We start from the raw sequence: 26690 nt of genomic DNA, 5'->3' as shown, positions 1-26690 counted from the left end.
CCATGTCCGAACAAAAAATCATCGATGACGATGGGCACTTCCACGCCGAGGACGAGGAAGTGGACCTGTCCGGCACCATCGCCGAAGGCTGGGTGGCGCTCGCGCTGTTCTGGTTGCTGGGCGCCACCGTGCTCTACCAGTTCGTCACGCGCTATGTGCTGAACGACTCCGCCGCGTGGACCGAAGAGGTCGCGCGCTACATGCTGATCGGCGTGGTGTTCATCGGCGCGGCCATCGGCGTGCGCAAGAACAACCACATCCAGGTCGACTTCTTCTACCGGCACATGCCGGCCGCCATGGGCCGCTGGCTTTCGCGCGTGGTCGACGTGGTGCGCATCGCCTTCTTCGTCGCTGCCGCGGTGATGACGGTACAGATGATGGAGAAGATCGGCAGCAACACGCGCATGACCGTGGTCGACGCGCCCATGAACATCGTCTACGCCATGTGCTGCATCGGCTTCGCCGCCATGGCCTGGCGCTCGCTGCAGGTTGCGCGCATCCACTGGGCGCGCGGCTACAGCGTGCTCGAGCGCCCCGAATCCACGATCGAAGACAACCAGACATGCTGAAGATCCTGTTCCTGCTCTTCATGGCCGGCGGCATCCCGGTGGCCATCGCCATGGCCGGCGCCTCGCTGGTCTACATCCTCATCTCGGGCAACCTGCCGCCCTTCGTGGTGGTGCACCGCATGGTCAGCGGCATCGACAGCTTTCCGCTGCTGGCCGTGCCCTTCTTCATCCTGGCCGGCAACCTGATGAACAACGCCGGCATCACCACGCGCATCTACAACTTCGCGCTGGCGCTGGTGGGCTGGCTCAAGGGTGGCCTGGGCCACGTGAACATCGTCGGCTCGGTGGTGTTCGCCGGCATGAGCGGCACGGCGATTGCCGACGCCGCGGGCCTCGGAACCATCGAGATCAAGGCCATGCAGGAGCATGGCTACAGCACCGAGTTCGCGGTCGGCGTGACGGCTGCCTCGGCCACGCTGGGGCCCATCATCCCGCCCAGCCTGCCCTTCGTGATCTACGGGATGATGGGCAACGTGTCCATCGGCGCGCTGTTCCTCGCGGGCCTGATGCCGGGCCTGTTGATGACCATCCTCATGATGCTGACGGTCACCTACTACGCGCACAAGAACGGCTGGGGCCGCGACATGAAGTTCTCGGCTCCGCGGCTGATCAAGGCGCTGACGGAACTGGCCGTGGTGGTCGGCTGGCCGCTGCTGCTGTGGCTGGTGGTCGCCAAGCTCGATCTGCCGGCGCAGCCCACCGTGTTCGCGGGCCTGGCCTCGCTGTTCGTCCTCGACAAGCTCTTCAAGTTCGAGGCGCTGCTGCCCATCATGACGCCCGTGCTGCTGATCGGCGGCATGAGCACCGGCCTGTTCACGCCCACCGAGGGCGCCATCGCCGCCTGCCTGTGGGCCATGATCCTGGGCTTCGTCTGGTACCGCACGCTGAAGTGGAAGATGTTCCTCAAGGTCTGCCTGGAGACCATCGAGACCACCTCCACCGTGCTGTTCATCGTCGCGGCCGCATCCATCTTCGGCTGGATGCTGACGGCCACCGGCGTCACCACCGACATCGCCACGTGGGTGCTGGGCTTCACCAAGGAGGCCTGGGTCTTCCTTCTGCTGGCCAACCTGCTGATGCTGTTCGTCGGCTGCTTCCTCGAACCCACGGCAGCCATCACCATCCTCGTCCCCATCCTGCTGCCCATCGCGCTGCAACTGGGCATCGACCCGGTGCACTTCGGCCTGGTGATGGTGCTGAACCTCATGATCGGCCTGCTGCACCCGCCCATGGGGCTGGTGCTGTTCGTGCTGGCGCGGGTGGCGGGGCTCAGCTTCGAACGCACCACCATGGCCATCCTGCCTTGGCTGGTGCCGCTGCTGCTGAGCCTGGCGGTGATCACCTATGTGCCGCAACTGGTGCTGTGGTTGCCGAAAATGTTCTTCTGATTCCTGACACGCCCCGAGAGGCCCCACGATGACCCCCTTCATTCGCTTGCACCCCTCTGATGACGTGGTGATCGCGCGCAGCCAGCTGGTCGGCGGCACCACTGTCGAAGGCTTCGCCGTGCGCGGCCTGATCCCGGCAGGCCACAAGGTGGCTGCCCATGCCATCGCCCAGGGCGCCCCGGTGCGCCGCTACAACCAGATCATCGGCTTCGCGAGCCGGCCCATCGCCCAGGGCGAGCACGTGCACACGCAGAACCTGGACATGGGCCCCGACAAGGGGGACTTCGCGCGCGACTACGCCTTCGGCGCCGACGTGAAGCCCGCGCCCGCGCAGCGCGAGGCGACCTTCATGGGCATCCAGCGCGCCGACGGCCGCGTGGCCACGCGCAACTACATCGGCGTGCTGACCAGCGTGAACTGCTCGGCCACGGCCGCGCGCGCGATCGCCGACCACTTCTCGCGCCAGACGAACCCGCAGGCGCTGGCCGCCTTCCCACACGTGGACGGCGTGGTGGCGCTCACGCACGGCACCGGCTGCGGCATGGACACGCAGGGCATGGGCATGCAGATCCTCGAGCGCACGCTGACCGGCTACGCCACGCACCCCAACTTCGCCGGCGTGCTGGTGGTGGGCCTGGGCTGCGAGGCCAACCAGATCAACGCCTGGCTGGCCACCGGCCACCTGGCCGAGGGCGAGAACTTCCGCACCTTCAACATCCAGGACACGGGCGGCACGCGCAAGACCGTGGAGAAGGGCATCGCGCTGATCAACGAGATGCTGCCGCGCGCCAATGCCGTGCGCCGCGAGCCCTGCAGCGCGGCCCACATCACGATCGGCCTGCAGTGCGGCGGCTCGGACGGCTATTCAGGCATCAGCGCCAATCCGGCGCTGGGCGCGGCGGTGGACATCCTCGTCGCGCACGGCGGCACGGCCATCCTCAGCGAGACGCCCGAGGTCTACGGTGCCGAGCACCTGCTGACCCGCCGCGCCGTGCGCCGCGAGGTCGGCGAGAAGCTCGTCGAGCGCATCCACTGGTGGGAGCGCTACACCGAGATCAACGAAGGCGAGATGAACAACAACCCCTCACCCGGCAACAAGGCCGGCGGGCTGACCACCATCCTGGAGAAGTCGCTTGGGGCCGTGGCCAAGGGCGGCACCAGCAACCTGGAGGCCGTCTACGAATATGCGGAGCCCGTCACGGCGCACGGCTTCGTCTACATGGACACGCCGGGCTACGACCCCGTCAGCGCGACCGGCCAGGTGGCCGGCGGCGCCAACATGATCTGCTTCACCACCGGCCGCGGCTCGGCCTACGGCTGTGCGCCCTCGCCCTCCTTGAAGCTCGCGACCAACAGCGCGCTGTGGCAGCGCCAGGAGGAAGACATGGACATCAACTGCGGCGAGATCGTCGACGGCAAGGCCAGCATCCAGGAGATGGGCCAGCGCATCTTCGAACTGGTATTGGCCACGGCCTCGGGCCAGCAGAGCAAGAGCGAGAAGCACGGTTACGGCCAGAGCGAGTTCGTGCCCTGGCAGGTCGGCGCGGTCATGTGAACATGAGCTCCCCGGCTTTTCACTCCCTGCGGTCGTGTAACTCCACCCCCCGAGGGGGAGGCGCGGCCGCCTTGGGGCGGCCCGGCGGCGGCCGCATATCCCTGGAACCCCTATGAGCAAAACCATTTCTCCCGATACGCTGACCGCGCAGGTCGCCCAGGTCATCCAGGCTGCCGGCAGCAGCGCAGCAGAGGCGCAGACGGTTGCATCCAACCTCGTCATGGCAAACCTCTCCGGCCACGACTCGCACGGCGTGGGCATGGTGCCGCGCTATGTCGACGCCGTGCTCGAAGGCGGCCTGAAGCCCAACACCGGTGCCAAAGCCACCGTGGACATCGGCACCATGCTCGCGCTGGACGGCCAGCGCGGCTACGGCCAGGTCGTCGGCGAAGAGGCCATGCAGATGGGCATCGCGCGCGCCCGGCAACACGGCAGCTGCATCATGACGGTGGGCAACAGCCACCACCTGGGCCGCATCGGCCACTTCGCCGAGATGGCGGTGGCCGAGGGCCTGGTCTCCATGCACTTTGTGAACGTGCTGTCGCGGCCCGTGGTCGCGCCGTTCGGCGGCGGCGACGGGCGCTTCGGCACCAACCCCTGCTGCATCGGCGTGCCGCTCAAGGGCCAGGAGCCCTTCGTGCTGGACTTCGCCACCAGCCGCCAGGCCCAGGGCAAGATGCGCGTGGCCCACAACAAGGGCGAGCGCGTGCCCGAGGGCACGCTGATCGACGAACTCGGCCGCCCCACCACCGACCCCGGCGTGGTGGTGGTGCCGCAGAGCAACGGCCTGTTCGGCGCGCTCATGACCTTCGGCGAACACAAGGGCTACGGCATGGCCGTGGCCTGCGAGCTGCTCGGCGGCGCGCTGTCGGGCGGCGGCACCTGGCACCGGCCGGCAGACCAGTCGCGCGTGGTGCTCAACGGCATGCTCACGGTGCTGATCGACCCGGCGAAGCTGGGCACGCAGCAGAGCTTCGAGCAGGAGGCCCTGGCGTTTGTCGACTGGCTGCGCCAGGGGCCTGCGGGCCAGGGGCACGAAAAGGTGCGCATCGCGGGCGAGCCCGAACGCGCGGCGCGCGTGGCGCGGGGCACCGCTGGCATCGTCGTGGACGACCAGACCTGGGCCGAGATCGTCGAGGCGGGGCGCAAGGTGGGTTGCGCGGTGGCGGACTGAAGGCCCCTTCGCACCGAGCGCCAGCGCCGAAGCCGGCGCCATCCCACCGGGGCCCGAACAAGGCCGACGCTCCGAAGCGCTGCAGATGCCGCGCGAGGAGCGCGCGAAACGCCTGCAGTGGTGGCCGGCAGCGCGCCCCGTCAGCCCGCCGCGGCCCGCGGCACGAGGCGCACCGGCCTCTCCGCCCGCGCCCGCAGCTGGCCGCAGCCGCCATCGATGTCCTGGCCAGCCGAGTCGCGCAGCTTGGTCAGCACGCCGCGCTGGTGCAGCGTGCGGGCGATGGCCTTGGCCTTGTCCCAGTCCGGCCGCCGGAACGCGAGGCCCGGGATGGTGTTGTACGGGATCATGTTCAGCAGCGCGTACTTGCCCTTGAGCAGGCGCACGATGCCGTCGATCTCGTCCTCGCCGTCGTTCACGCCGTCCAGCAGCGTCCACTGGTACTGGATCGGGTACCCGGTCGCCCGCGCATAGCGTTCGCCCGCGTCCACGAGTTCTTCCGGCGCGAGCTTCGGCGCGCGCGGCAGCAGCTGCTCGCGCAGCGCGCGCTTGCTGGTGTGCAGCGACAGGGCCAGCGCCGGCTTCACCGGGCCCTGCGGCAGCCGCTCGAACACCCGCGGGTCGCCCACGGTGGAGAACACCAGGTTCTTGTGCCCGATGTTGCCGTGCAGGCCCAGCACCTCGATGGCCTCCATCACCTGGTCGAGGTTGTGCGCCGGCTCCCCCATGCCCATGAAGACGACCTTCTTCACCGGCCGCATCGCGCGCGCCAGCGCGACCTGGGCGATGATTTCCGCGCTGCTGACCTGGCGCACCAGGCCTTCGCGACCGGTCATGCAGAACTGGCAGCCCACCGCACAGCCCACCTGCGAGGACACGCACAGGCCATCGCGTGGCAACAGCACGCTCTCAATGGACTGGCCGTCCTGCAAGCCGACCAGCAGGCGGGCCGAACCGTCTTGTGCGGGGTGGCGCGACTTCAGCGTGGCCAGCGCGGCCAAGTCGCGCGTCAGTTGCGGCAGGTCTTCACGCACACGCTGCGGAAAGAAGTCGTCGTGCCAGCGCCGTGCGCCGTCGATCAGCGGGCGGCCTTGGGCCCATTGGCGCAGCACCCTGCCCTCGTGCAGCGGCAGCGCGCCCAGCGCACGCAGGCGTTGGCGGAGTTCGGTGAGGATCATCTTCGCGCGGGCGGCGGTGGCGGGGCACGGATTGTCGCCGGCTCGCGCTGGCCGACCTCAGTCCAGCCGCAGCCCCAGCTGCGCCGTGACCGTGCCGAAGCGCCGCAGATCCCGCGCCACGAGCGCGCCGAAGGCCTGCGGCGTTCCGTCCGCGCCCTGCGTGAGCGTGTAGCCCAGGCCGCGCAGCTGGGCCTGCAACTCGGCGTCGGCCAGGCCCTGCACCAGCACCTGGTTCAGCCGCTGCACAACGGCCGCCGGCGTACCAGCTGGCGCCAGCAGGCCGTGCCATTGGTCGAGTTCGTATCCCGGCAAACCCTGCTCCGCCACGGTCGGCACGCCGGGCAGCTGCGCCGTGCGCTGTGGCGAGGTCACCGCCAGCGCGCGCAGCTTGCCGGCCGCGAGCAGCGGCGCGGCGCTGCTGGCCGTCACGATGCCCAGGCCCACCTGGCCCGACAGCACATCCGCCAACGCCGGGCCGCAGCCCTTGTAGGGCACCTGGGACATGCGCACGGGCGCGGCCAGCTGCAGCATCTCGCCGGCCAGGTGCTGCGGCGTGCCGGCGCCGCAGGAGGCGAACAACGCGGGCGGCGCCGGTGGCCTGGCGGCCTGCAGCAGGTCGGCCAGGTTGCGCAGCGGTGAGGCCGGCGGCACCACCAGAACCGAGGGCACGAAGCCCACGTTGAACACGGCCGTGAAGTCGCGCGCGGGCGAGAAGTCCAGCGGGCCATAGACGCCCGGGTTGATCGCGAAGGAGCTGTTGACCATCAGCAGCGTGTGGCCGTCCGGCGCAGCCTTGGCCACGTGGCTCGCACCGATGTTGCCGCTGGCGCCGGGGCGGTTCTCCACCACCACGGGCTGGCCCAGCGCCTGCTGCAGCACGGGCGCGAGCTTGCGTGCGAGCAGGTCGGTGCCGCCGCCAGGCGCGAAGGTCACGACGATGGTGATGGTGCGGCTCGGGTAGGGCGCGGGCTCGACGGCCCCAGCATGGGCGGCCAGGCCGACGCAGCCCAGGGCCAGCGCCGCGCGGAGCAGGGTTCTGCGCATCGCCGGCCTCACGCGTCCAGGCCGATGTCGAGCACGGCCGCGCTGTGCGTGATCCAGCCCACGGCGATCTGGTCCACGCCGGTCTCGGCGATGCCGGGCGCCGTCTCCACGGTCACGCGGCCGGAGGCTTCGAGCACGGCCCGGCCGGCCGTCAGGCGCACCGCCTCGCGCAGCGTGGGCAGGTCCATGTTGTCGAGCAGCACGATCGGCACCTGCAAGTCCAGCGCCTCGCGCAGCTGCCCCAGCGTGTCGACCTCCAGCTCGATCTGCACCATGTGGCCGATGGCGGCGCGCGCGCGCTCCACGGCCGTGCGCAGGCTGCCGGCGATGGCGATGTGGTTGTCCTTGATCAGCACCGCGTCGTCCAGGCCGAAGCGGTGGTTGCTGCCGCCGCCCACGCGCACCGCGTACTTCTGCAGCGCGCGCAGGCCGGGCAGCGTCTTGCGCGTGCAGGTCACGCGCGCGCGGGTGTGGGCGATGGCGTCGGCGATGCGCGCCGTGGCGCTGGCCACGCCCGACAGATGGCCCAGGAAGTTGAGCGCCGTGCGCTCGGCCGTCAGGATGGCGCGCGCCGGGCCTTCGATCTGCGCGATCGCGCTGCCCGGCACCAGCCGCGCGCCGTCGGCCAGCAGCGGCTGCCAGGCGATGGCCGGGTCGCAGAGCGAGAAGGCCAGCCGTGCGAGGTCCAGCCCGGCCAGCACACCTGCCTGGCGCGCCACCAGCGTCAGCCGGCTGCGCGCCTCTTGCGGCACCACGGCGTTGCTGGTGATGTCGCCCGCACGGCCGAGGTCCTCCAGCAGCGCGGCACGCACCAGCGGCTCCAGCATCACCTGGGGCAGCGGGGACAGCGGCAGCGCCGGCGCGGCCTGGCGGGCGGTGGAAGAGGTGTCCATGGTATTGCTCAACCTGAGTATTAATGGCGCAAAAAAATGCGGGAGCGCCATTTTTATACTTGAGTTGAGCATAAGTCCAGGGCCAATGTGTAACCCAGGCGTCACACCGCGCAACTCAACGCGAGAGCGGGAGCTTGCTGCCCGAGATCGCGCGCTCGAGCAGCACGTCGTCGCGGAAGCGGAACAGCATGGCCGGCCGGCCCGAGCCGCCCTGGGCGAGTTCGCCGGTCTCCTCGACCAGCGCCTGCTGCTCGACCTGGCGGCGAAAGTTCTGCTTGTGCAGCGCGTGGCCGGCCAGCGCCTCCACCGTCTGCTGCAGCTGCAGCAGCGTGAAGGCATCGGGCATGAGTTCGAACACCACGGGCCGGTACTTGATCTTGGCGCGCAGCCGCGCGATGCCGGTGGCCAGGATGCGGCGGAAGTCCTCGCGCATGGGCTGGCCCGTCGCCAACGCGGGGGCGCCAGCGCGGTTGCGGCCCAGGGCCTCGGGCACCAGCCTGGCCTCGAACAGCAGCTCGTAGCGTTGCAGCACGAAGTCCTCGTTCCAGGCCGAAGCCCCCAGGCCGAAGGCCGTGTCCACGCGCAGGCGGCGCTGCTGCGCGCTGGCGGCGTCGGGCGCGGCATCGCGCCAGGCCGCCAGGGCCGGCAGGATGCTGTCTGCCAGCAGCGCCTCGGCCGCGTCCGAGCGGCGGTCTTCCCAGGGGAAGTAGCGGTACCAGTCGCGCCAGCCGCTGGCTTCGTCCGTGGCCCCGGCCTCGCGCGTGAGGCCCAGGTAGCTGACCGAGATCACGCGGCGGCCCTGGTCGCGCGCGCGGTCACGGTCGGCGAAGGTGTAGAGCTGCTCGATGTAGCCGATCGGGTGGTGCGTCTGGCGTTCGATCCAGGCGCGCATGCCAGCCTGCAGCGAGCGGTGGGTCTGCTCGAAGGGTCCGCTCGGCAGCGCCAGCCCCTTGTGCGTGGTCAGGATGCGCGCCTGCCCGGCCGTCACGGCAACGAGCACGGCCACCAGTTCGGCGGCGACCGCCTGGGATGGCTGGGACGGCTGGGAAGCTTGCGGCAAGGGCGTGGGGCGGGCGGGAAAGGCCCGCATTGTGCCGTCGCCACGCTCCTATCATTCGCCCTCCCCCACTCCCTGCAGACCTTGCCGGTGCGCCTGAACCTCTATTCGCTGCAACTCTTCGTCGCCGTGGTCGAGGAAGGCACCATCGCCGCGGCCGCCGAGCGCGAGCACATCGCCACCTCGGCGCTCAGCAAGCGCATCTCCGAGCTCGAGCGCCAGGTCGGCACGCCGCTGTTGATCCGCCGCGCACGCGGGGTCGAGCCGACCGAGGCCGGCCGCAACCTGGCGCGCGGCGCGCGCCAGCTGCTGCACAACGCCGAGGCCCTGGCCGACACCCTCGTCGACCACGCCAGCGGCGCGGCCGGCCATGTGCGGCTGGCGGCCAACCTGTCCTCGATCACGCAGTTCCTGCCGGGCGACCTGGCCCGCTTCGCGCGCCAGCACCCGCGCGTGCAGATCGACCTGGAGGAGCGCGTGAGCTCGGTCGTCACGCGGCTGGTGCTGGACAACGCGGCCGACATCGGCATCTTCACGAGCGCGCTGGACCTGCAGGGCCTCACGGTGTTCCCGTACCGGCGCGACCGCATGGTGCTGGTGGTGCCGGCCGCGCATCCGCTGGCCGGCCACCGCGCGCTGGCCTATGCCGAAACGCTGGCGTACGACCAGGTCGGCATGCACCGCGGCAGCGCCGGCAACGAGATGCTGATGCGCGCGGCCACGGCCGCGAACCTGCCGCTGCGCATGCGCTTCCAGGTGACCTCGTACGACGCGATGGTCGCCATGGTGAAGGCCGGCTTCGGCGTGGGCGTGATGCCCGGCGATGCGCTGGCGCTGTACGCGGGCGACGGCCTGGCCACCATCGCGCTGACCGACGGCTGGGCCAGCCGCGAGCTCAAGATCTGCGTGCGCGCAGGCGACGGCCTGCCCAGCGCGGGCCGGCTGCTGCTGGCCCACCTGCAGGCAGCGGCCTCACATTGACACCGCCGCGATCTCGGCCTCGCTGAGCCCGGCCTCGCGCAGCACCTCGGCCGTGTGCGCGCCCGGGTCTGGCGCCGGCAGCCGCACGGCGCAGGGCGCCTCGGAGAACTTCACCGGAAAGCCGTTCATGCGCACCGCGCCATGGCCCGGGTGCTCCACCTCCAGCAGCATCTGCTGCGACAGCACCTGCGGGTCGCTGTAGACCTCGGCCAGGTTCATGACGGTGCCGCAGGGCACGCCGGCCGTGTTGAGCGTGGCGATCCAGTGCGCCTTGTCGTGGCGCGAGACGGCCATGTTCACATGCGCATTGATCGCGGCGCGGTGCTTCACGCGCAGCGCGTTGGTCGCAAAGCGCGGGTCCTCGCGCAGGTGGGTCAGTTCCAGCACGTGCAACAGCTTCTGGTAGACGGCGTCGTTGGACGGCGCCACCGCGATCTCGCCGTCGCTGGCCGTGAAGAGGCCGTAGGGCGCGACCAGCAGGTGGTCGTTGCCGGTGGGCACGGGCAGCTTGCCGCTGGCCAGGAAGTCCGCGCTCGCGAAAGCGCCGAAGCTGATCAGCCCGTCCACCAGCGAGGCGCCCACGCGCTCGCCCTGGCCCGTGCGCAAGCGCCGCACCAGTGCGGCGGCCGTGCCGAGCGCGGCATAGCAGCCGGCGATCAGGTCGCTGATGGGCAGCGTGCTGCGCATGGGCCCGGTCTCGGGCGTGCCGTTCATGCTCATGAAGCCGCTCATGGCCTGGGCGATGAAGTCGAAGGCCGGCCGGTCCACATAGGGGCCGGACTGGCCAAAGCCGCTCACGCTGGTGTGCACGATGCCTGGGGCCAGCGCGCGCAACTGCTCCCAGCCCAGGCCCATGCGTTCCATCACGCCGGGCCGGAAGTTGTCGACCACCACGTCGGCCCCGGCGATGAGCCGGCGCAACGCCGCCATGCCCGCCGCGGACTTGAGGTCCAGCTGCACCGAGCGCTTGTTGCGGTTGAACGAGGCGAAGTACCAGCTCAGGCCGTCGACGATCTCGCCCTGCGCGCGCACCGGGTCGCCCTCGGGCGTCTCGATCTTGACGACGTCGGCGCCCATGTCGGCCAGCAGCATGGTGCAGAACGGGCCGGAGAGGATGCGCGTCAGGTCGATGACGCGGATGCCGCTCAACTGCATGTGGAAATCTCCTGGGGTCTGAAGCAGGCGCGATCTTGCGGCATGGGCGGCGCCCACGCATCGCATTTGGCGATGCCGCCCTGCCCATCGGCCAAGCCTGCGCGGGTGCGCGCCGCTATGCTGGCCGCAGGAGACCCGCATGCCCACCTCATCCCACCAGCCCACTTACCCGGCCCAGGTCCGCATCACCGAGGTCGGCCTGCGCGACGGCCTGCAATCCGAGGCCGCGTTCGTGCCCACCGCCACCAAGGTCGCGCTGCTGGAGCGGCTCATGGACGCCGGCGTGCGCCATTTCGAGGCCACCTCCTTCGTCTCGCCGCGCGCCGTGCCGCAACTGCGCGACGCGGCCGAATTGCTGGCCACGGTACGCCGCCGCCCGGGCGTGCAGTTGTCGGTGCTGGCGCCCAACCGCAAGGGCGTGGAGCGCGCGCTGGCGGCCGACGCCGACGAGGCCGTGGTCTTCCTCTCGGCCTCGGAGACGCACAACCGCAAGAACCTGAACCGCAGCATCGCCGACTCGCTGCAGGACATGCGCGAGATCGCCGAGATCGCGCGCGGCGCGCCCATGCGGCTGCACGGCGCCATCGCCTGCGCGTTCGGCTGTCCGTTCGAGGGCGATGTGGCGCTGGACCAGGTCGAGGCGATTGCGCGGCAGTTCGCCGAGCTCGGCTTCTCCGGCCTCACGCTGGGCGACACGACGGGCATGGCCACGCCGCCACTGGTGCGCGCCACCGTCCAGCGCCTGGCCGCGCGGGTGCCGCAGCTGCCCGTGGCGCTGCACTTCCACAACACGCGCGGCCTCGGGCTGGCCAATGTCATGGAAGGCCTCGCGCTGGGTGTCACGCGCTACGAGTCTGCGCTGGCCGGCACAGGGGGCTGCCCGTTCGCGCCTGGTGCCACGGGCAACGTCTGCACCGAAGACACGGTGCACCTGATGGAGCAGTTGGGCGTACAAACCGGCATCGATCTGGATGCGCTGTGCGAAGCCGGGCGCGAACTCGAGCGCGTGCTCGGCCGCACCCTGCCGGGCCAGGTCATGCGCGCCGGCCCGCGGCTGCGGCGCTACGCGGCCGAGGCGCAGGCGGCCGCGGTCGGCTGACGCCTCATTCCAGCTGGATCTTCGCCGCCGCGATCACCTCGCGCCACTGCGCGATGTCGGCGGCCAGGCGCTCCCCGAGTGCCTGCGGCGTGCCGGGCCGCACCTCGCCGCCCTGGGCCTGGATGGCGGCCTGCACCTCGGCCATCTGCAGCATTTTGTGCAGCGCGGCGTTGAGCTGGGCCACCACGGGCGCGGGCACGCCGGCCGGCGCGAACACGGCGTACCAGACGTTCACGTCGAAGTCCTTCACCCCGCTCTCGGCGATCGTCGGCACCTCGGGCAGGATGGGACTGCGCCGCGCCGAACTGACCGCCAACGGGCGCAGCTTGCCGGCCTGCACCTGCGCCAGCGCCGACGGGATCGACGACGACAGCAGCGTCACCTGGCCGCTGACCACGTCGACCAGTGCCGGCGCCGAGCCCTTGTACGGGATGTGCTGCATCTTTGCGCCCGCGCGCAGCTGGAACAGCTCGCCGACCAAATGAGACACGGTCCCGTTGCCGGCCGAGGCGAAGGTGATGCGGCCTGGCTCGCGCGCGGCGGCCACCACGTCGGCCAATGTCTTGTACGGCGAGGCCGAAGAAGTCAGCAGGATGATCGGGAAATCGGCCACGTTGATGACCGGCTGCAGGTCGCGCTGCGGCTGGTACGGCAGGCCCTTGTAGAGCAGCGGCGCCACGCCCAGGTTGTCGAGCTGGCCCAGCACCAGCGTGTGGCCGCTGGCCTCGGCCTTGGCCGCCTCGCCCACGCCGATGGTGCCGCCGGCTCCGGCCTTGTTGTCGGGCACCACGGTCCAGCCCGTGGACTCCGCCAGCCGCATCGACACGGTGCGCGCAATGAAATCGGTGCCGCCGCCGGGCGGGAACGGCACGATCATGCGGATCGGCTTGCCGGGAAAGGCCTGTGCGCGCGCTGGCGCGGCGGCGGCCAGCGCGAGGGCGCTGGCCAGCAGTTGTCTGCGGTCCATGTCGTCTCCTTCTGTGTGGTGGCCGGGGGCTTGCTCCCGCCCCCGCGCGGGTCCATGATCCCGGCCTGCGCAGGTGGCCGCGTGCATTTTTTTCGGCCACGCATCGCGCAGCGCGACGGCACCAGCCGACTGACACGGCGCTGACAACCATGGCATCTGTCCGCGTGAAAAACCTTCACGAGCCCGTCGCGGGCATTTCACACCCCGCCACGAGCGCGCCCCCTACAGTCCGACGCGCCGTGCACCGCGCACCCCGGCGTTCGCCGCCCCGTGCCCGCTGCACCACCAGTTTTTCAATACCGACAGGAGACCCGCCATGACCTGGCAGCAGATTTACGACCCGTTCGGCAACATGATCATCTCGACCGCGCTGGCGGCGATTCCGGTGGTCGTGATGCTCGGAGCCCTCGGCTTCTTCCACATCAAGGCCCACATCGCCGCCGGCATGGGGCTGGTGGCCGCGCTGATCGTCGCGGTGTTCGCCTACGGCATGCCGATCGACATGGCGGGCCGCGCCGCCATGCTGGGCGGCTTCACGGGCCTGTTGCCGATCGGCTGGATCGTGCTGAACATCATCTTCCTGCACCAGCTGACCGAGCAGAACGGCAGCTTCAAGGTGCTGCAGGACTCGCTCTCGGGCATCACCGAAGACCGACGCATCCAGCTGCTGCTGATCGCGTTCTGCTTCGGCGCGTTCTTCGAGGGCGCGGCCGGCTTCGGCACGCCCGTGGCCGTGACGGCCGCGATCCTGATCGGCCTGGGTTTCTCGCCGCTGGCCGCGTCCGGCCTGTCGCTGATCGCGAACACCGCCCCAGTGGCGTTCGGAGCGCTGGGCACGCCGGTGATCACGCTGGCCCAGGTGCACGGCTACGACCTGATGCAGGTGACGGCGATGATCGGCCGCCAGCTGCCGTTCTTCTCGCTCCTGGTGCCGTTCTGGCTGATCTGGGCCTTCGCCGGCCGCAAGGGCATGCTGGAGATCTGGCCCGCCATCCTGGTGACCGGCCTGTCGTTCGCGATCCCGCAGTACCTGGTGTCCAACTTCATGGGCCCGGAACTGGTCGACATCATCGCCGCCATCGTTTCCATGCTGTGCCTGGTCGGCTTCCTGCGCGTCTGGCAGCCGAAGAAGGTGTGGACCTCGCCCGCGCTGCGCGGCAAGGACGTCAGCGCCGACCAAGCCAAGCCGCCACAACCCGTCGTGAAGCACTCGAAAGAGGCGCTCATCGCCGCCTGGACGCCCTGGGCCATCCTGTCGGTGTTCGTCTTCGTCTGGGGCCTGCCGCCCGTGAAGGCCTGGCTCAACGGCATCTTCTCGCCCAAGTTCCCGATCGACGGCCTGCACAACCTGATCATGAAGGTGCCGCCCGTGGTGCCCGTGCCGCACCCCGAGGCCGCCGTCTACACGCTGAACCTGCTGTCGGCCACCGGCACCGGCATCCTGCTGGCGGCGCTCGTCAGCGCCATCGTCATGAAGTACAACCCGGTCGCCATCGTGCGCACCTTCTTCAAGACGGTGTGGCTGGTCAAGTACTCGCTCTTGACCATCGTGCTGATGCTGGCCCTGGGCACGCTGACGCGCTTCTCGGGCACCGACACCACGCTGGGCCTGGCCTTCGCCAACACCGGCGTGCTGTACCCCTTCTTCGGCACGCTGATGGGCTGGATCGGCGTGGCGCTGACGGGCTCGGACACGGCCTCGAACGTGCTGTTCGGCGGCATGCAGAAGGTGGCGGCCGAGCAACTGGGCCTGTCGCCCAACCTGATGGGCGCGGCCAACAGCTCGGGCGGCGTGATGGGCAAGATGATCGACGCGCAGTCCATCGTGGTGGCCTCCACCGCCACGCGCTGGTTCAACAAGGAAGGTGAGATCCTGCGCTACGTGTTCTTCCACTCGATCGCACTGGCCTGCCTGGTGGGCCTGTACGTCACCATGCAGGCCTACGTCTGGCCGTTCACCCTGATGGTCGTGAAGTGAGCTGAGAAAGACAATACCGCCATGACCGTCATCACCACCATCGAGGACCTGCGCGTCCTCGCCGAAAAGCGCGTGCCGCGCATGTTCTACGACTACGCCGATTCCGGCTCGTGGACCGAGGGCACCTACCGCGCCAACGAGGCCGATTTCCACAAGATCAAGCTGCGCCAGCGCGTGGCCGTGAACATGGAGAACCGCACGACGGCCACCACCATGGTGGGCCAGGCCGCGAAGATGCCGGTGGCCATCGCGCCCGTGGGCCTCACGGGCATGCAGCATGCCGACGGCGAGATCCACGCCGCGCGCGCGGCCGAGAAGTTCGGCATCCCGTTCACGCTGTCGACCATGAGCATCTGCTCCATCGAAGACATCGCCGAGAACACCACCGCGCCGTTCTGGTTCCAGCTCTACATGATGCGCGACCGCGACGCCATGGCCCGCATGATCGAGCGCACCAAGGCCGCCAAGTGCAGCGCGCTGGTGCTGACGCTCGACCTGCAGGTGATCGGCCAGCGCCACAAGGACTTGAAGAACGGCCTCACCGCGCCGCCACGGCCCACGCTGCGCAACATCGTCAACCTGGCCACCAAGCCGCGCTGGTGCCTGGGCATGCTGGGCACGCAGCGCCGCACCTTCCGCAACCTGGTGGGCCATGTGAAGGGCGTCAGCGACATGCGTTCGCTGTCGGCCTGGACCAACGAGCAGTTCGACCCGCGCCTGTCGTGGGCCGACATCGAGTGGGTCAAGAAGCAATGGGGCGGCAAGCTGATCCTGAAGGGCATCATGGTGGCCGAGGACGCGCAGCTGGCCGTGGACGCCGGTGCCGACGCCATCGTGGTCAGCAACCACGGCGGCCGCCAGCTCGACGGCGCGCCCAGTTCCATCGAGGCGCTGCCACCCATCGTCGACGCCGTGGGCAGCAAGACCGAGGTGTGGATGGACGGCGGCATCCGCGGCGGCCAGGACGTGCTCAAGGCCTGGGCCCTGGGCGCGCGCGGCACCATGATCGGCCGCGCCATGGCCTACGGCCTGGGCGCGATGGGCGAGGCAGGCGTCACCAAGGCGCTGCAAATCCTGCACAAGGAACTCGACGTGACCATGGCCTTCTGCGGCCACACCGACATCCAGAAGGTCGACCGCAGCATCCTGCTGCCGGGCACCATCCCGGGCTGAGTCAGAACACCGAGCCGTACACGCTCACCTGGTCGCGGCCCGCCTGCTTGGCCGCGTACATGGCCTGGTCGGCCCGCTGCAGCACGGTGTCGAAGGCGGGGTCATCCGCCTCGACGATGCTGACGCCGAAACTGGCCGTGCAGCGCAGGGCCCGGCCTTCGAAGGCGCCGCGCCAGTCTGCGACCAGCTCGCGCAGCCGCTCCGCGGTGCGTTGCGCGTCCAGCAGCTGCACCTCCGGCAGCAGCACCGCGAACTCCTCGCCACCGATGCGCGCCAGGAAGTCCACCTCGCGCACCGCCCCGCGCACGATGCCGGCCACGGCGCGGATCACCATGTCGCCCGCCGCATGGCCATGCGTGTCGTTGACCTGCTTGAACAGGTCGATGTCGAACACCAGCACGGCCAGCGGATGCCCGTAGCGCCGCGCGCGCAGGAACTCGCGCTCGGCCACCTCCTGGAAGGAACGGCGGTTGGCCACGCCGGTCAGCGCGTCCAGCCGCGCCAGCTGCTCCGCATCGTCGCGCGCCCGCGCGAGTTCGGCCGTGCGCTCCTGCACCTGCTGCTCCAGCCGGATGTTGGCCTTCTCCAGCTGGAAGGAGGCCTGCAGCCGCTGCCGCGTGGCCTGCGCCTGCGCCGCGCGACGCTGCTGGTACAGCAGGTTGATGCGGTCTGCCAGCGCCAGCGAGAGCAGCACCACGTCGACGAGGATGCCGAACTCGGCCGCGTGGAAGTGCACGAAGGTGTAGGGCAGCAGGCCGCTGACCGTCAGCGCGGTGACGAAGCTGCCCGTGAGGCTGGCCATGGTGGCCAGCACGAAGAAGCGCGCAGCGCGGTAGCCGCGCAGCCAGGCGCGCAAGCCGGCCGTGAGGATCAGCGGTGTGCCCAGGAAGATGAAGTACACGGGCGCCGCGTTGTAGGCCACCGGGTCGCCCGCCACCGTCACCGCGGCCCAGGCCACCAGCGTGAGCGCCAGGTAGACCTGCATCACCCGGTGCACGCGCGGCGTGCGCTGGCGCGACTCCAGGAAACTCATCGAGAACCACAGCGCGACGACCTGGAAGCCGAAGATGAACGGCGTGTGGGCCCAGTTGCTCCAGCGCGGCGATTCGGGCCAGAAGTACTGGTAGGCGAAGCCGTTGTAGGCCGCGTTCATGAGGAAGAACGACAGCAGGTAGGCGCAGTAGGCCAGGTAGTTGCGGTCGCGCGTGGACGTCCAGATGAAGGCGTTGTAGAGCACCATCACGGCCAGGATGCCGTAGAACATGCCGTAGTAGGCCGACCAGCGCCGGTCACTCTCGTGGAAGGCCTTCAGCTCCCACAGCTCCATGGGCGTCATGAAGGCCTGGCTGCTGGTGATGCGCAGGTAGTAGGTGTGCTGGCCCGGCGCGACCGGCAGGCTCACCACGAACTGCGGCGCATCGACCTCGCGTTCGGCAAACGGCAGCGTGTCGCCGAAGCGGCGGTGGACGGGCTGGCCGTCCGCACCGGGCGCGTACAGGTCCACGGTGTCCAGCCAGTTGGTGCGCAGCACCAGCAGCCGCGTGAGCACGGCGCTGCCCGGGTTGTCCAGCGTGAAGCGGAACCAGTAGGCCGACGCAGTGAAGCCGAAACTGGACAGCCCGCCCGTGGCAGGTGCGAAGCGCTGGCCGCGCACCGCGTCCAGCGTCAGCTGGCCCGTGGGGTCCTCAAGAACCTCCGCGGCCTCGTGCAGCACCAGTTGGCCCTGCCCGGGCACGACTTGCACGGCCTGGGCCGACGCCGCGCCGGCACAGAGCCACAGACAGATCCCCCACAGCCACCCCAGAGCCCTGCACATCGATCGGCACCCGGACGTCCGCACGACAACGGCCGCCCCATGCGCACCGCCCCACGGCAAAGCGGCGCATTGTCGCAGCGCCCGCACAACACGCCATACGCCCGATGGCGCAGGGCGCTTACTCCGGCCAGGCGAACTTCGGCGGGCGCTTCTGCAGGAAATCCTGGATGGCGGTCTTGTGCTCGGGCGAACCCATGGCCAGGGCCTGGGCGTCGGCCTCCAGGCTGAGCTGGCCGACCAGGTCGCCGGTCGCCGCACAGGCGCGCTTGATCAGGCTCACGGCCATGGGCGAGGCGCCCTCGAAGCTCTTGGCCAGCGCCAGCGCGCGCGGCAGCAGCTGGTCGGCTTCGACCACCTCCATCGCGATCCCCAGGCGCAGGGCCTCGTCGGCCTTGACCTCGCGCGCCGACAGCATGAGTTCGCGCGCACGCTGCGGGCCGACGACGCGCGGCAGCGTGTAGAAGATGCCGCAGTCCGGCACCAGGCCGACCTTGAGGAAGGAAACGCTCATGCGCGCACGCTTTGTTGCGACGATGAAGTCGCCGGCCAGCGCCAGGCCGAAGCCTGCGCCGTAGGCCGCACCGTCCACCGCGCAGATCACGGGCTTGTCCAGGCTCAGCAGCTTGGCCAGCCAGCCGTGCAGCAGGTGCAGGCGGTCGCGCCAGCCGGCGTTGTCCAGGCCCGCATTGGCGATGTTGCGCAGGTCGCCACCCGAGCAGAAATGCCCGTTGGCGCCGGTGATGACGAGGGCGCGGATGGTGGCGTCGGTGCGCACGCGCTCGACCACCTCGGCCACCTCCACGCGCATCTCGGGCGAGAGCGCGTTGCGCACGGGCTGGTCGTCCAGCGTCAGGATGGCGGTGGCGCCCTGTTGTTCGAAGCGGATCTTGCTCATTGGAGGGTCCTTGTCATTGCGGCGTGGCGCCCAGGTCGCGCCCACCCGGCAGCGAACTGCCACCGTCCACGTTGAGGATGGCGCCGGTCACGTAGCTGGCCAGCGGCGAGGCCAGCACCAGGGCCATGTTGGCGATCTCCTGCGTGCTGCCCATGCGGCCCAGCGGCACGGAATCGGTGACCCGCTTCTCGGCCGCGGCGTCGGGTGCAAGGCGCTTCATGCCCTCGGTGCCGGCGATGGGCCCGGGCACCAGCGAGTTCACGCGGATGCCGTCCGGGCCCCACTCCATGGCCAGCACGCGCACCATCATGTCCAGCCCGGCCTTGGCCGCGCAGACATGGGCCTGCAGCTTCGTCGGATTGGCGGCCTGCGGTGCCGAGATGTTCAGCACCGAGGCGCCCGGCTTGCGCAGGAATGCATGGGCCGAGCGCACCACGTTGAAGCCGCCGATCAGGTCGATGTCCACCACGGTGCGAAAGCCCTTGGGCGACATGCCCAGCGCCGGTGCGACGAAGTTGCCGGCCGCGCCCGAGACCAGCACGTCGATGGGGCCGAAGCGCTCGTGCGCGGCGCGCAGCGCGGCCTCGATCGCCTCCGCCTCGCGCACGTCGGCGCTGTAGCCCTCGGCCTCGCCACCATGGGCGCGCAGCTGCGCCACGGCGCCGGCGATGCGCTCGGCCGAGCGGCTGGCGATGGCCACCTTGGCGCCGGCCTGCGCGAAGGCATCGGCGATGGCCAGGTTGATGCCGGAAGAACCGCCGGCCACGAAAACGTGGTGGCCCTTGAAGTCGAAGAAGTCGGTGTTCATTGGTCGATCTTGATGTTGGCTTCCTTGATGACGCGGCTCCAGATGTCGAGGTCGCGCCGCATCTCCTTGGCGAATTCGGCCACCGGCTCGCCGCCCGGCAGCAGGCCGAGTTCCTCCAGGCGCTTGCGCACCTCGGGCTGGGCCAAGATGGCGACGAATTCGTCGGACAGCTTCTTGGCAATCGCCGGCGGCGTGCCGGCCTGCGTGAACAGCGCGAACCAGCCGTAGGGCTCGAAGGATTTGTAGCCCAGCTCGGTGAAGGTCGGTGCATTGGGTGCCAGCGGCGAGCGGCGCGCGCCCGTCACGCCCAGCACCTTCACGCGGCCGCCGTTGACCTGGGCCGCGGCCGTGGTCGCGTCCAGGAAGCCCACCTTGACCTGGCCGCCCAGCAGGTCGGCCATCAGCGGGCCGGCGCCCTTGTAGTGCGCGATCGACAAGTCCAGCCCGGCCTGCTGGTTGAGCATGGCTGCGTGGATGTGGCCGGAGGTGCCATTGCCGTAGGAGCCCAGCGCGTAGGTGCGCGGGTCCGCCTTGGCCAGTTTGACGAACTCTTCGACCGTGTTGGCCGGCACATCGCGGTGCACCAGCAGCAGGTCGGCCGATCGCGCGGCCACGGCCAGCGGCTGGAAATCCTTGAGCAGGTCGTAGGGCAGCTTGGGCATCAGCGCCGGGTGCTGCACCATGACCGTGATGGCCATCAGGATGGTGTAGCCATCGGCCGGGGCCTTGGCCGCCATGTCGTTGCCGATCACGCCGCCCGCGCCCGGCTTGTTCTCCACCACCACGGTGGCCTTCCAGTTCTCCCCAAGCTTGGTGGCCATGAGGCGGCCGATGGTGTCGGTGCCGCCGCCCGGCGCGTAGGGCACGATCACGCGCAGCGGCTTGCTCGGGAAATCCTGCTGCGCCAACGCCGGCAGGCCGGTGAGCGCGAGCGTGGTGAAGGCCAGGGCCTGGCGGCGCGTGATGTCGGTTGTTGTCATGTCTTGTCCCTTGAAATGTGGTGCGTCAAGCGCGGGCGAAGGCTTCCCGGATCTCTCGCCAGGCCACCTTGCCGGTGTTGGATTTGGGCAGTGCGGCGCGGAACTCCACGGCGCGCGGGGCCTTGTACACCGCCATGCGCTCGCGGCACCAGGCGATCAACCCGGGCTCGTCGAGCGTCTGGCCGGGCCGCAGCACCACCACCGCGCAGACCGATTCGCCCTGCTTGGCGTCGGGGCGGGACACGATGCAGGCCTCGTGGATGGCAGGGTGCTCGTAGAGCATGCTTTCCACCTCGGCGGGCCAGACCTTGTAGCCGCTGACGTTGATCATGCGCTTGAGGCGGTCGCGCATGAAGAAGTAGCCGTCGGCGTCCATGCTGGCCAGGTCGCCGGTGCGGAAGTAGCGCTCGCCGTCCACCTCCATGAAGGCCGCGCGGTTGGCGGCCTCGTCGCGCCAGTAGCCCTGCATGACCTGCGCGCCGCGGCTGACCAGCTCGCCCGTTTCGCCCGGCGGCAGCACCGCGAGCGTCTCGGGATCGACGATCAGCGAGTGCACGCCGAAGGTCGGGATGCCCAGGCACTGGCGCTTGGACGCCTGCAGCGGGTTGCAATGCAGGAACGAAGCCGTCTCGGTCAGGCCGTAGCCCTCGATGTAGGTGATGCCGAAGCGCTCCTTGAGCATGCCGGAGACGGCCTCGGGCATGGCCGCGCCGCCGCCGTTGAGCATGGCCAGGCTGGAGAGGTCGCGGCGCTGCGCTTCGGGGTGGGCGAAGAAGTCGATCAGCATGGCCGGCGGCGAGGCCCAGACCGAGACGCGGTAGCGCTCGATCAAGGCCGCGGCGGCGGCGGCATCCCAGCGCGCGAGCATGACCACGGTGGCGCCGTGCCACACCGGCATCAGCATCGCGTTCTGCATGCCCAGCAGGTGGAACATGGGGGCGACGCCGAGCACCACGGATTCGGCATGCAGGTTGCGCCACAGGCTGGCGCCGACGCTGGAGGCCGTCAGGCTGGCGTGCGTGTGCATGCAGCCCTTGGGCCGGCCGGTGGTGCCCGAGGTGTAGGGCAGCGCCGCGAGGTCGTTCGGGCCGATGGCCACCGGCGTGGACCTTGCGCCAGCGGTGGCGTCCGCCCAGGCCACGCAGCCGGGCTGCTGCAGCGCCAGGCGCGGCGCGCGGACGACCTCGGGCACGTTGAGTTCGGTCGGTGCCGTCAACGCGTCCGCATAGCAGATGACCACCACCTCGCGCAGCACGCCACGGGCGAGCGCGGGCTGCATGGCGGGCAGCAGTTCCTGCGCCGCGATGGCGAGGCGCGCGCCGCTGTCTTCCAGGTAATGGTCGACTTCGCCGGCCGTGCACATCGCGTTGACGGGCACGACCACGGCGCCGCAGCGCTGCACGGCGAAGAAGGCGATGGCGAACTGCGGGCAGTTCTGGCTCATCAGCAGCACGCGGTCGCCCTTGGCGACACCGGCGCGCTGCAGGTGGCCCGCCAGGGCGTCGGCCTGCGCGCGGTACGCGGCATAGGTCAGCACGCTGTCGTAGTAGACGATGGCGGGCCGCGCGGGGTAGCGCGCGGCGCTGGTCGCCAGGTTGTCCCACAGCGTGGTTTGCGGCACGGCCAGTGCGTGTGGCAAGCCGCGCGGCCAGTGGCGGTGCCAGGGTGGTGTGCTGGGGGTCATCAGTGTCTCCATCCCCTGTGGGTCAGTCGCCCTTTTCCATCGCGCGGGCGATGATCTCTTTCATGACCTCGTTCGCGCCGCCATAGATGCGCGAGACGCGCACGTCGGCGTACATGCGGGCGATGGGGTACTCCTGCATGTAGCCGTAGCCGCCGTGCAGTTGCAGGCACTCGTCCACCACCTCGCAGGTCGCCTGGCTGACCCACCACTTGGCCATGGCGGCGGTGGGAATGTCCAGTTCGTGGCGTGCGAGACGGGCCACGCAGTCGTCGAGGAAGCTGCGTGCGATGGTCGCCTTGGTCTGGCACTCGGCCAGCTTAAAACGCGTGTTCTGCAGGTGCAACAGCGAGTCGCCGAAGATCTTGCGGTCGCGCGTGTAGGCCAGGGTTTCGTCCACCGCGCGCTGCATGGTGGCCGCGCAGCCGATGGCCAGCACCAGACGCTCGCGCGGCAGCTGCAGCATGAGCTGCGCGAAGCCCTTGCCCTCCTCGCCGCCGAGCAGGTTGGCCTGCGGCACGCGCATGTCGTTGAAGAACAGCTCCACCGTGTCCTGGCCCTGCTGGCCGACCTTCTCGAGCAGTCGGCCGCGGCGGAATCCTTCCAGGTCCTTGGTCTCGATCACGACCAGCGACACGCCCTTGGCCCGGGCCGTGGGGTCGGTCTTCACGGCCACGACGATGATGTCGGCGAGCAGGCCATTGGTGATGAAGGTCTTGGCGCCGTTGACCACGTAGTCATCGCCATCCTTCACCGCGCTGGTGGCGATGCGTTGCAGGTCGGTGCCGGCGCCGGGCTCGGTCATGGCGATGGCCGCGATGGTCTCGCCCTGCGCCATGCCGGGCAGCCAGCGCTGCTTCTGCGCCTCGGTGCCGTAGGCCAGCAGGTAGTGCGCCACGATGCCGCTGTGCACGTTGATCGAGAAGCTGTTGACCAGCGCGCGCATCTGCTCTTCGCAGATGACGGCCTCGTGCAGGAAGCTGCCGCCACCGCCGCCATATTCCTCGGGGATGCCGGCGCAGAGCAGGCCGAGTTCGCCGGCGCGGCGCCAGATGGCGCGGTCGACGTGGCCCTGCTCCTGCCACTTCTTCTGGTTGGGCACGCACTCGGTTTCGAAGAAGCGGCGCGCGGTGTCGCGCACCAGTTCGAGTTCGGGTGTCATCCAGGCGCGAGGGGCCTGCATCATGGCCGGCCTCCGCCGCAGACCAGCACTTGGCCGCTCACGTAGTTCGACTCGGGGATGCAGAACATGTAGACCGCGCCGGCCGCCTCTTCCGGCGTGCCCCCACGGCCCAGCGGGATCGTGGCTTCTGCGGCCTTCAGGCGGTCGGGCTGCACGCCCACCGCGATGGTGCGGCCGCCGATGTCCACGCTGGCCTCCCCGGCCGTCAGCGGCTGCGTCAGCCGCGTCTGGATCAGCCCGAACGCCACGCTGTTGACGTTGACCTTGTAGCGCCCCCACTCCTTGGCCATGGCCTTGGTCAGGCCGTTGATGCCGGCCTTGGCCGCGGCGTAGTTGGCCTGGCCCGCGTTGCCGTACACGCCCGAGGTGGACGAGATGTTGACGACCTTGCGGAACACCGGCGCGTCGGCCTCCTTCTTGGCGGCCTCGCGGATGAACTCGGCGGCGGCGCGCAAGATGCGGAACGGCGCCGTCAGGTGCACGGCCAGGATGTCTTCCCACTGCTGGTCGCTCATCTTCTGGATCACGTTGTCCCAGGTGTAGCCGGCGTTGTTGACGATGATGTCCACGCCGCCGAATTCCTTGAGCGCGGCGCCGACGAAGCGTGTGCCGAAGTCGGCATCGGTCACGCTGCCGACGCAGGCCACGGCCTGGCCGCCGGCCGCGCGGATGGCGGCCACGGTTTCCATGGCCGGTGCTTCGTCGAGGTCGTTGATGACCAGGCGCGCGCCTTCGGAGGCGAGCTTCATCGCGATGGCATTGCCGATGCCGCGGCCGGAGCCGGAGACCAGGGCAACTTTGTCTAGGAGCTTGAGCGTCATGTCTTGTCTCGTTGGATTCAGGAAAGGGCCAACACGGCGTCGCCGGCCAGCTTGGCCTGGCCGTTCTGGTCGGTGGTGGAGAGTTCGACGCGCACGCGGCGCTCGCCGTCCTGCTCGAACTTCTCGGTCACGCGGCCTTCGCAGCGGACCTTGGCGCCCACCTGCGTGATCGCGACGAAGCGCACGCCGTACTCGCGCAGCGCGGTCTGCGGCACCCAGTTGGTCAGCAGGCGGCCCAGGTAGGCCATGGACAGCATGCCGTGCGCGAACACGTCGCTCTGGCCGGCGGCCTTGGCGAAGTCTGTGTCCACGTGGATGGGGTTGTGGTCGCCGGAGGCGCCGCAGTACAGCGCCAGCGTGAGGCGCGAGATCGCCTCGGTCTCGAAGGCGGGCAGTGCGTCGCCGACATTGATCTGGTCGTAGGTGATGGTGGTCATGTTCGTGTCTCCTTCAGCCGTTGCGCATCACGGTGACGCCCTTGAGGTCGGCCACGTGCTCGCCGCGCTGGTTGGTCACGCGCGTGGTGCGCACGACGAACTCCAGCGCGCCGCCCTTCTTGTCGTAGATGTCGTCGATGCGCTGCTCGAAGGTCAGCTGGTCGCCCGCGTACACCATGCGGTGGTAGACGAAGCGTTGCTCGCCGTGCAGCAGGCGGCGGTAGTCCAGGCCCAGCAGGTTGCGCAGCGCGGCTGGGTCGGGCGATTCCATCTCCAGGCAGAACAGGAACGTGGGCGGCACGGGCAGCGCGGGGTGGCCGGCATCGCGTGCAGCCGACTCGTCGCTGTAGACCGAATCGAGTTGGCCCGTGGCCTTGGCGAAGAAGCGCAGGCGCGAGGCCTCCACCGGCACCGTGAAGGCCGGCTGGGTGTGGCCGATGTATTTCTTGTCGATCATGCGTGCTCCTTGCTCACACCCGCTCGTACAGCGTGACGACGCAGGCGCCGCCCAGGCCCAGGTTGTGTTGCAGCGCAAGCCGCGCGCCTTCCACCTGGCGTTGGTCGGCTGTGCCGCGCAGCTGGTGCGTGAGCTCGTAGCACTGCGCCAGGCCCGTGGCGCCCAGCGGGTGGCCCTTGGACAAGAGGCCGCCCGAGGGGTTGGTGACGACCTTGCCGCCGTAGGTGTTGTCGCCGTCCAGGATGAACTTCTCGGCCGTGCCCTCGGGCGTCAGGCCCAGGCCTTCGTAGGTGATGAGTTCGTTGGCGGTGAAGCAGTCGTGCAGCTCGACCACGTCCACATCTTCCGGGCCCACACCCGCGGCCTCGTAGACCTGCTTGGCGGCGGCGGCCGTCATGTCGTAGCCGACCACGCGGCGCATGTCGCCGCTGTCGAAGGTGCTGGGCGTGTCGGTGGTCATCGACTGGGCCGCGATGCGCACCTTGAGCGCGATGCCGTGCTTCTTGGCGAACGCTTCCGAGCACACGATGGTGGCGGCCGCGCCGCAGGTGGGCGGGCAGCACTGCAGGCGCGTGAGCGGGTCGAACACGGCGGGCGAGGCCATCACCTCTTCCAGCGTCACGGTGTCGCGGAACACGGCGAGCGGGTTGCGCGCGGCGTGCTGGCGCGCCTTGACCGAGATGCGGCCGAAGGTGTCGGGGCGGATGCCGTACTGCTTGATGTAGTCGCGGCCCGCGCCGCCGAAGAACTGGGCCGCGCGCGGTGCGGTGGGCAGCGTGCCTTGCAGCTGGTCCATGGTCTCGGCGAAACGCGCCATCGGCGAGGGACGGTCTTCGTAGGCCCCCTTGAGCGCACCCGGCACCATCTGCTCGAAGCCCAGCGCGATGGCGCATTCGGCCACGCCGCTCTCGACCGCCTGGCGCGCCAGGTACAGCGCCGACGAGCCGCTGGAGCAGTTGTTGTTGAGGTTGAACACCGGGATGCCCGTCAGGCCCACGCCGTAGATGGCGGCCTGGCCGGCGGTGGAGTCGCCGTAGACGTAGCTCACGTAGGCCTGCTGCACGGCGTCGTAGGGCACGCCGGCGTCCTTGAGCGCGAGCTCGGCGGCGCGGGCGCCCATCACGGTGTAGGGCTCGCTCTTGCCGGGCTTGGTGAAGGGGATCATTCCGACGCCGGCGACGTAGACATTGCGTTTCATGGGTGTTCCTTGGCTGGGAAAAAGAATGGGGCTCGCTGGAGCGGGATGGCCAGCGCCGCCGCTGAAGCGGCGGCCAGACGGACGGTGCGGCGAAGGTGCGCGGCGTCGGGCATGCGGGTCAAACGTGTCTCCTGTGGCTGCAAACAAGTCTAGGCAGCGGCCGTGGCGCAGCCCATGGCCGAAGCGATGGAAGAGATTGGCCCGAA

Annotated in this window: 24 protein-coding genes; 8 read left to right on the top strand and 16 right to left on the bottom strand. The window is 69.7% G+C overall.

From position 1 onward, the window contains the following. Positions 1 to 2 precede the first annotated feature (2 nt). The 4 genes from DES41_RS28030 (at position 3) to DES41_RS28015 (ending at position 4686) form a co-directional block, all read left to right on the top strand. Positions 3 to 569, top strand: a complete 567-nt coding sequence (locus DES41_RS28030; RefSeq protein ID WP_114470912.1) for a TRAP transporter small permease — start codon at positions 3 to 5, stop codon at positions 567 to 569. Continuing rightward, positions 563 to 1957 (top strand): TRAP transporter large permease, encoded by a 1395-nt coding sequence (locus DES41_RS28025; RefSeq protein ID WP_114470911.1) that lies wholly within the window; start codon positions 563 to 565, stop codon positions 1955 to 1957. The genes DES41_RS28030 and DES41_RS28025 overlap by 7 nt, the downstream gene beginning before the upstream one ends. Positions 1958 to 1985: 28 nt before the next feature. After that, positions 1986 to 3512 carry a UxaA family hydrolase gene (locus DES41_RS28020; RefSeq protein WP_114470910.1) on the top strand — a complete coding sequence of 509 codons (1527 nt, stop codon included), beginning with the start codon at positions 1986 to 1988 and terminating at the stop codon, positions 3510 to 3512. Positions 3513 to 3624: 112 nt separating this feature from the next. Continuing rightward, complete coding sequence (locus DES41_RS28015) at positions 3625 to 4686, top strand: malate/lactate/ureidoglycolate dehydrogenase (RefSeq protein ID WP_114470909.1); 1062 nt, start codon at positions 3625 to 3627, stop codon at positions 4684 to 4686. A 140-nt stretch (positions 4687 to 4826) separates the two neighbouring features. Here the strand turns inward: DES41_RS28015 and DES41_RS28010 are convergent, their stop codons facing one another. From DES41_RS28010 to DES41_RS27995, 4 genes are all read right to left on the bottom strand, one after another. Continuing rightward, positions 4827 to 5861 (bottom strand): RNA methyltransferase, encoded by a 1035-nt coding sequence (locus DES41_RS28010; RefSeq protein ID WP_114470908.1) that lies wholly within the window; start codon positions 5859 to 5861, stop codon positions 4827 to 4829. Between the two features lie 57 nt (positions 5862 to 5918). Then, positions 5919 to 6905, bottom strand: a complete 987-nt coding sequence (locus DES41_RS28005; RefSeq protein WP_114470907.1) for a Bug family tripartite tricarboxylate transporter substrate binding protein — start codon at positions 6903 to 6905, stop codon at positions 5919 to 5921. 8 nt (positions 6906 to 6913) lie between these two features. Then, entirely contained in the window at positions 6914 to 7798 is an 885-nt protein-coding gene (gene nadC, locus DES41_RS28000) for a carboxylating nicotinate-nucleotide diphosphorylase (protein WP_114470906.1), read from the bottom strand. A gap of 115 nt (positions 7799 to 7913) precedes the next feature. Then, positions 7914 to 8888, bottom strand: a complete 975-nt coding sequence (locus DES41_RS27995; protein ID WP_425466400.1) for an NUDIX hydrolase — start codon at positions 8886 to 8888, stop codon at positions 7914 to 7916. Between the two features lie 57 nt (positions 8889 to 8945). Between DES41_RS27995 and DES41_RS27990 the strand changes: the two genes are divergently transcribed. Beyond that, a complete protein-coding gene (locus DES41_RS27990; protein WP_114471140.1) occupies positions 8946 to 9836 on the top strand; it encodes a LysR substrate-binding domain-containing protein in 891 nt (296 codons plus the stop codon). On the opposite strand, the gene DES41_RS27985 is transcribed toward DES41_RS27990, so the two are convergent. Beyond that, the gene (locus tag DES41_RS27985) at positions 9828 to 10991 is read right to left on the bottom strand and encodes a CaiB/BaiF CoA transferase family protein (RefSeq protein ID WP_114470905.1); all 1164 of its coding nucleotides are present in this window, start codon (positions 10989 to 10991) and stop codon (positions 9828 to 9830) included. The genes DES41_RS27990 and DES41_RS27985 overlap by 9 nt on opposite strands. Before the next feature lie 139 nt (positions 10992 to 11130). Here DES41_RS27985 and DES41_RS27980 point away from each other — a divergent pair, with 139 nt between their 5' ends. Then, complete coding sequence (locus DES41_RS27980) at positions 11131 to 12090, top strand: hydroxymethylglutaryl-CoA lyase (RefSeq protein WP_114470904.1); 960 nt, start codon at positions 11131 to 11133, stop codon at positions 12088 to 12090. A 4-nt stretch (positions 12091 to 12094) separates the two neighbouring features. Here the strand turns inward: DES41_RS27980 and DES41_RS27975 are convergent, their stop codons facing one another. Continuing rightward, complete coding sequence (locus DES41_RS27975; RefSeq protein WP_114470903.1) at positions 12095 to 13057, bottom strand: Bug family tripartite tricarboxylate transporter substrate binding protein; 963 nt, start codon at positions 13055 to 13057, stop codon at positions 12095 to 12097. A 316-nt stretch (positions 13058 to 13373) separates the two neighbouring features. On the opposite strand from DES41_RS27975, the gene DES41_RS27970 reads away from it, so the two are divergent. Continuing rightward, positions 13374 to 15035 carry an L-lactate permease gene (locus tag DES41_RS27970; RefSeq protein ID WP_114470902.1) on the top strand — a complete coding sequence of 554 codons (1662 nt, stop codon included), beginning with the start codon at positions 13374 to 13376 and terminating at the stop codon, positions 15033 to 15035. A gap of 21 nt (positions 15036 to 15056) precedes the next feature. Continuing rightward, positions 15057 to 16208, top strand: coding sequence for an alpha-hydroxy acid oxidase (locus tag DES41_RS27965; protein WP_114470901.1), 1152 nt, complete (start codon positions 15057 to 15059; stop codon positions 16206 to 16208). Position 16209: 1 nt separating this feature from the next. Here the strand turns inward: DES41_RS27965 and DES41_RS27960 are convergent, their stop codons facing one another. From DES41_RS27960 to DES41_RS27915, 10 genes are all read right to left on the bottom strand, one after another. Further along, positions 16210 to 17952, bottom strand: coding sequence for a sensor domain-containing diguanylate cyclase (locus tag DES41_RS27960; RefSeq protein WP_245965897.1), 1743 nt, complete (start codon positions 17950 to 17952; stop codon positions 16210 to 16212). Positions 17953 to 18142: 190 nt separating this feature from the next. Continuing rightward, complete coding sequence (locus DES41_RS27955; RefSeq protein ID WP_114470899.1) at positions 18143 to 18919, bottom strand: enoyl-CoA hydratase/isomerase family protein; 777 nt, start codon at positions 18917 to 18919, stop codon at positions 18143 to 18145. A gap of 13 nt (positions 18920 to 18932) precedes the next feature. Beyond that, positions 18933 to 19727: an SDR family oxidoreductase gene (locus tag DES41_RS27950; protein WP_114470898.1), complete on the bottom strand. Its 795-nt coding sequence runs from the start codon at positions 19725 to 19727 to the stop codon at positions 18933 to 18935. Beyond that, positions 19724 to 20707: a Bug family tripartite tricarboxylate transporter substrate binding protein gene (locus DES41_RS27945; protein ID WP_114470897.1), complete on the bottom strand. Its 984-nt coding sequence runs from the start codon at positions 20705 to 20707 to the stop codon at positions 19724 to 19726. The genes DES41_RS27950 and DES41_RS27945 overlap by 4 nt, the downstream gene beginning before the upstream one ends. A gap of 25 nt (positions 20708 to 20732) precedes the next feature. Then, entirely contained in the window at positions 20733 to 22391 is a 1659-nt protein-coding gene (locus DES41_RS27940) for a long-chain-fatty-acid--CoA ligase (RefSeq protein ID WP_245965896.1), read from the bottom strand. A 22-nt stretch (positions 22392 to 22413) separates the two neighbouring features. Further along, positions 22414 to 23571: an acyl-CoA dehydrogenase family protein gene (locus DES41_RS27935; RefSeq protein ID WP_211333110.1), complete on the bottom strand. Its 1158-nt coding sequence runs from the start codon at positions 23569 to 23571 to the stop codon at positions 22414 to 22416. Continuing rightward, positions 23571 to 24392 carry an SDR family NAD(P)-dependent oxidoreductase gene (locus DES41_RS27930; protein ID WP_114470894.1) on the bottom strand — a complete coding sequence of 274 codons (822 nt, stop codon included), beginning with the start codon at positions 24390 to 24392 and terminating at the stop codon, positions 23571 to 23573. Before DES41_RS27930 ends, DES41_RS27935 begins: the two co-directional genes overlap by 1 nt. 17 nt (positions 24393 to 24409) lie before the next feature. After that, entirely contained in the window at positions 24410 to 24829 is a 420-nt protein-coding gene (locus DES41_RS27925) for a MaoC family dehydratase (RefSeq protein WP_114470893.1), read from the bottom strand. Positions 24830 to 24842: 13 nt separating this feature from the next. Then, a complete protein-coding gene (locus tag DES41_RS27920) occupies positions 24843 to 25286 on the bottom strand; it encodes a MaoC family dehydratase N-terminal domain-containing protein (protein ID WP_114470892.1) in 444 nt (147 codons plus the stop codon). Between the two features lie 13 nt (positions 25287 to 25299). Then, positions 25300 to 26484 (bottom strand): lipid-transfer protein, encoded by a 1185-nt coding sequence (locus DES41_RS27915; protein ID WP_114470891.1) that lies wholly within the window; start codon positions 26482 to 26484, stop codon positions 25300 to 25302. Positions 26485 to 26690 lie beyond the last annotated feature (206 nt).

The organism is Pseudorhodoferax soli (assembly GCF_003337555.1).
GTDB lineage: Bacteria > Pseudomonadota > Gammaproteobacteria > Burkholderiales > Burkholderiaceae_C > Pseudorhodoferax > Pseudorhodoferax soli.
Note: the sequence above shows the minus strand (reverse complement) of the source record. Positions and strands in the feature narration are given on the sequence as shown.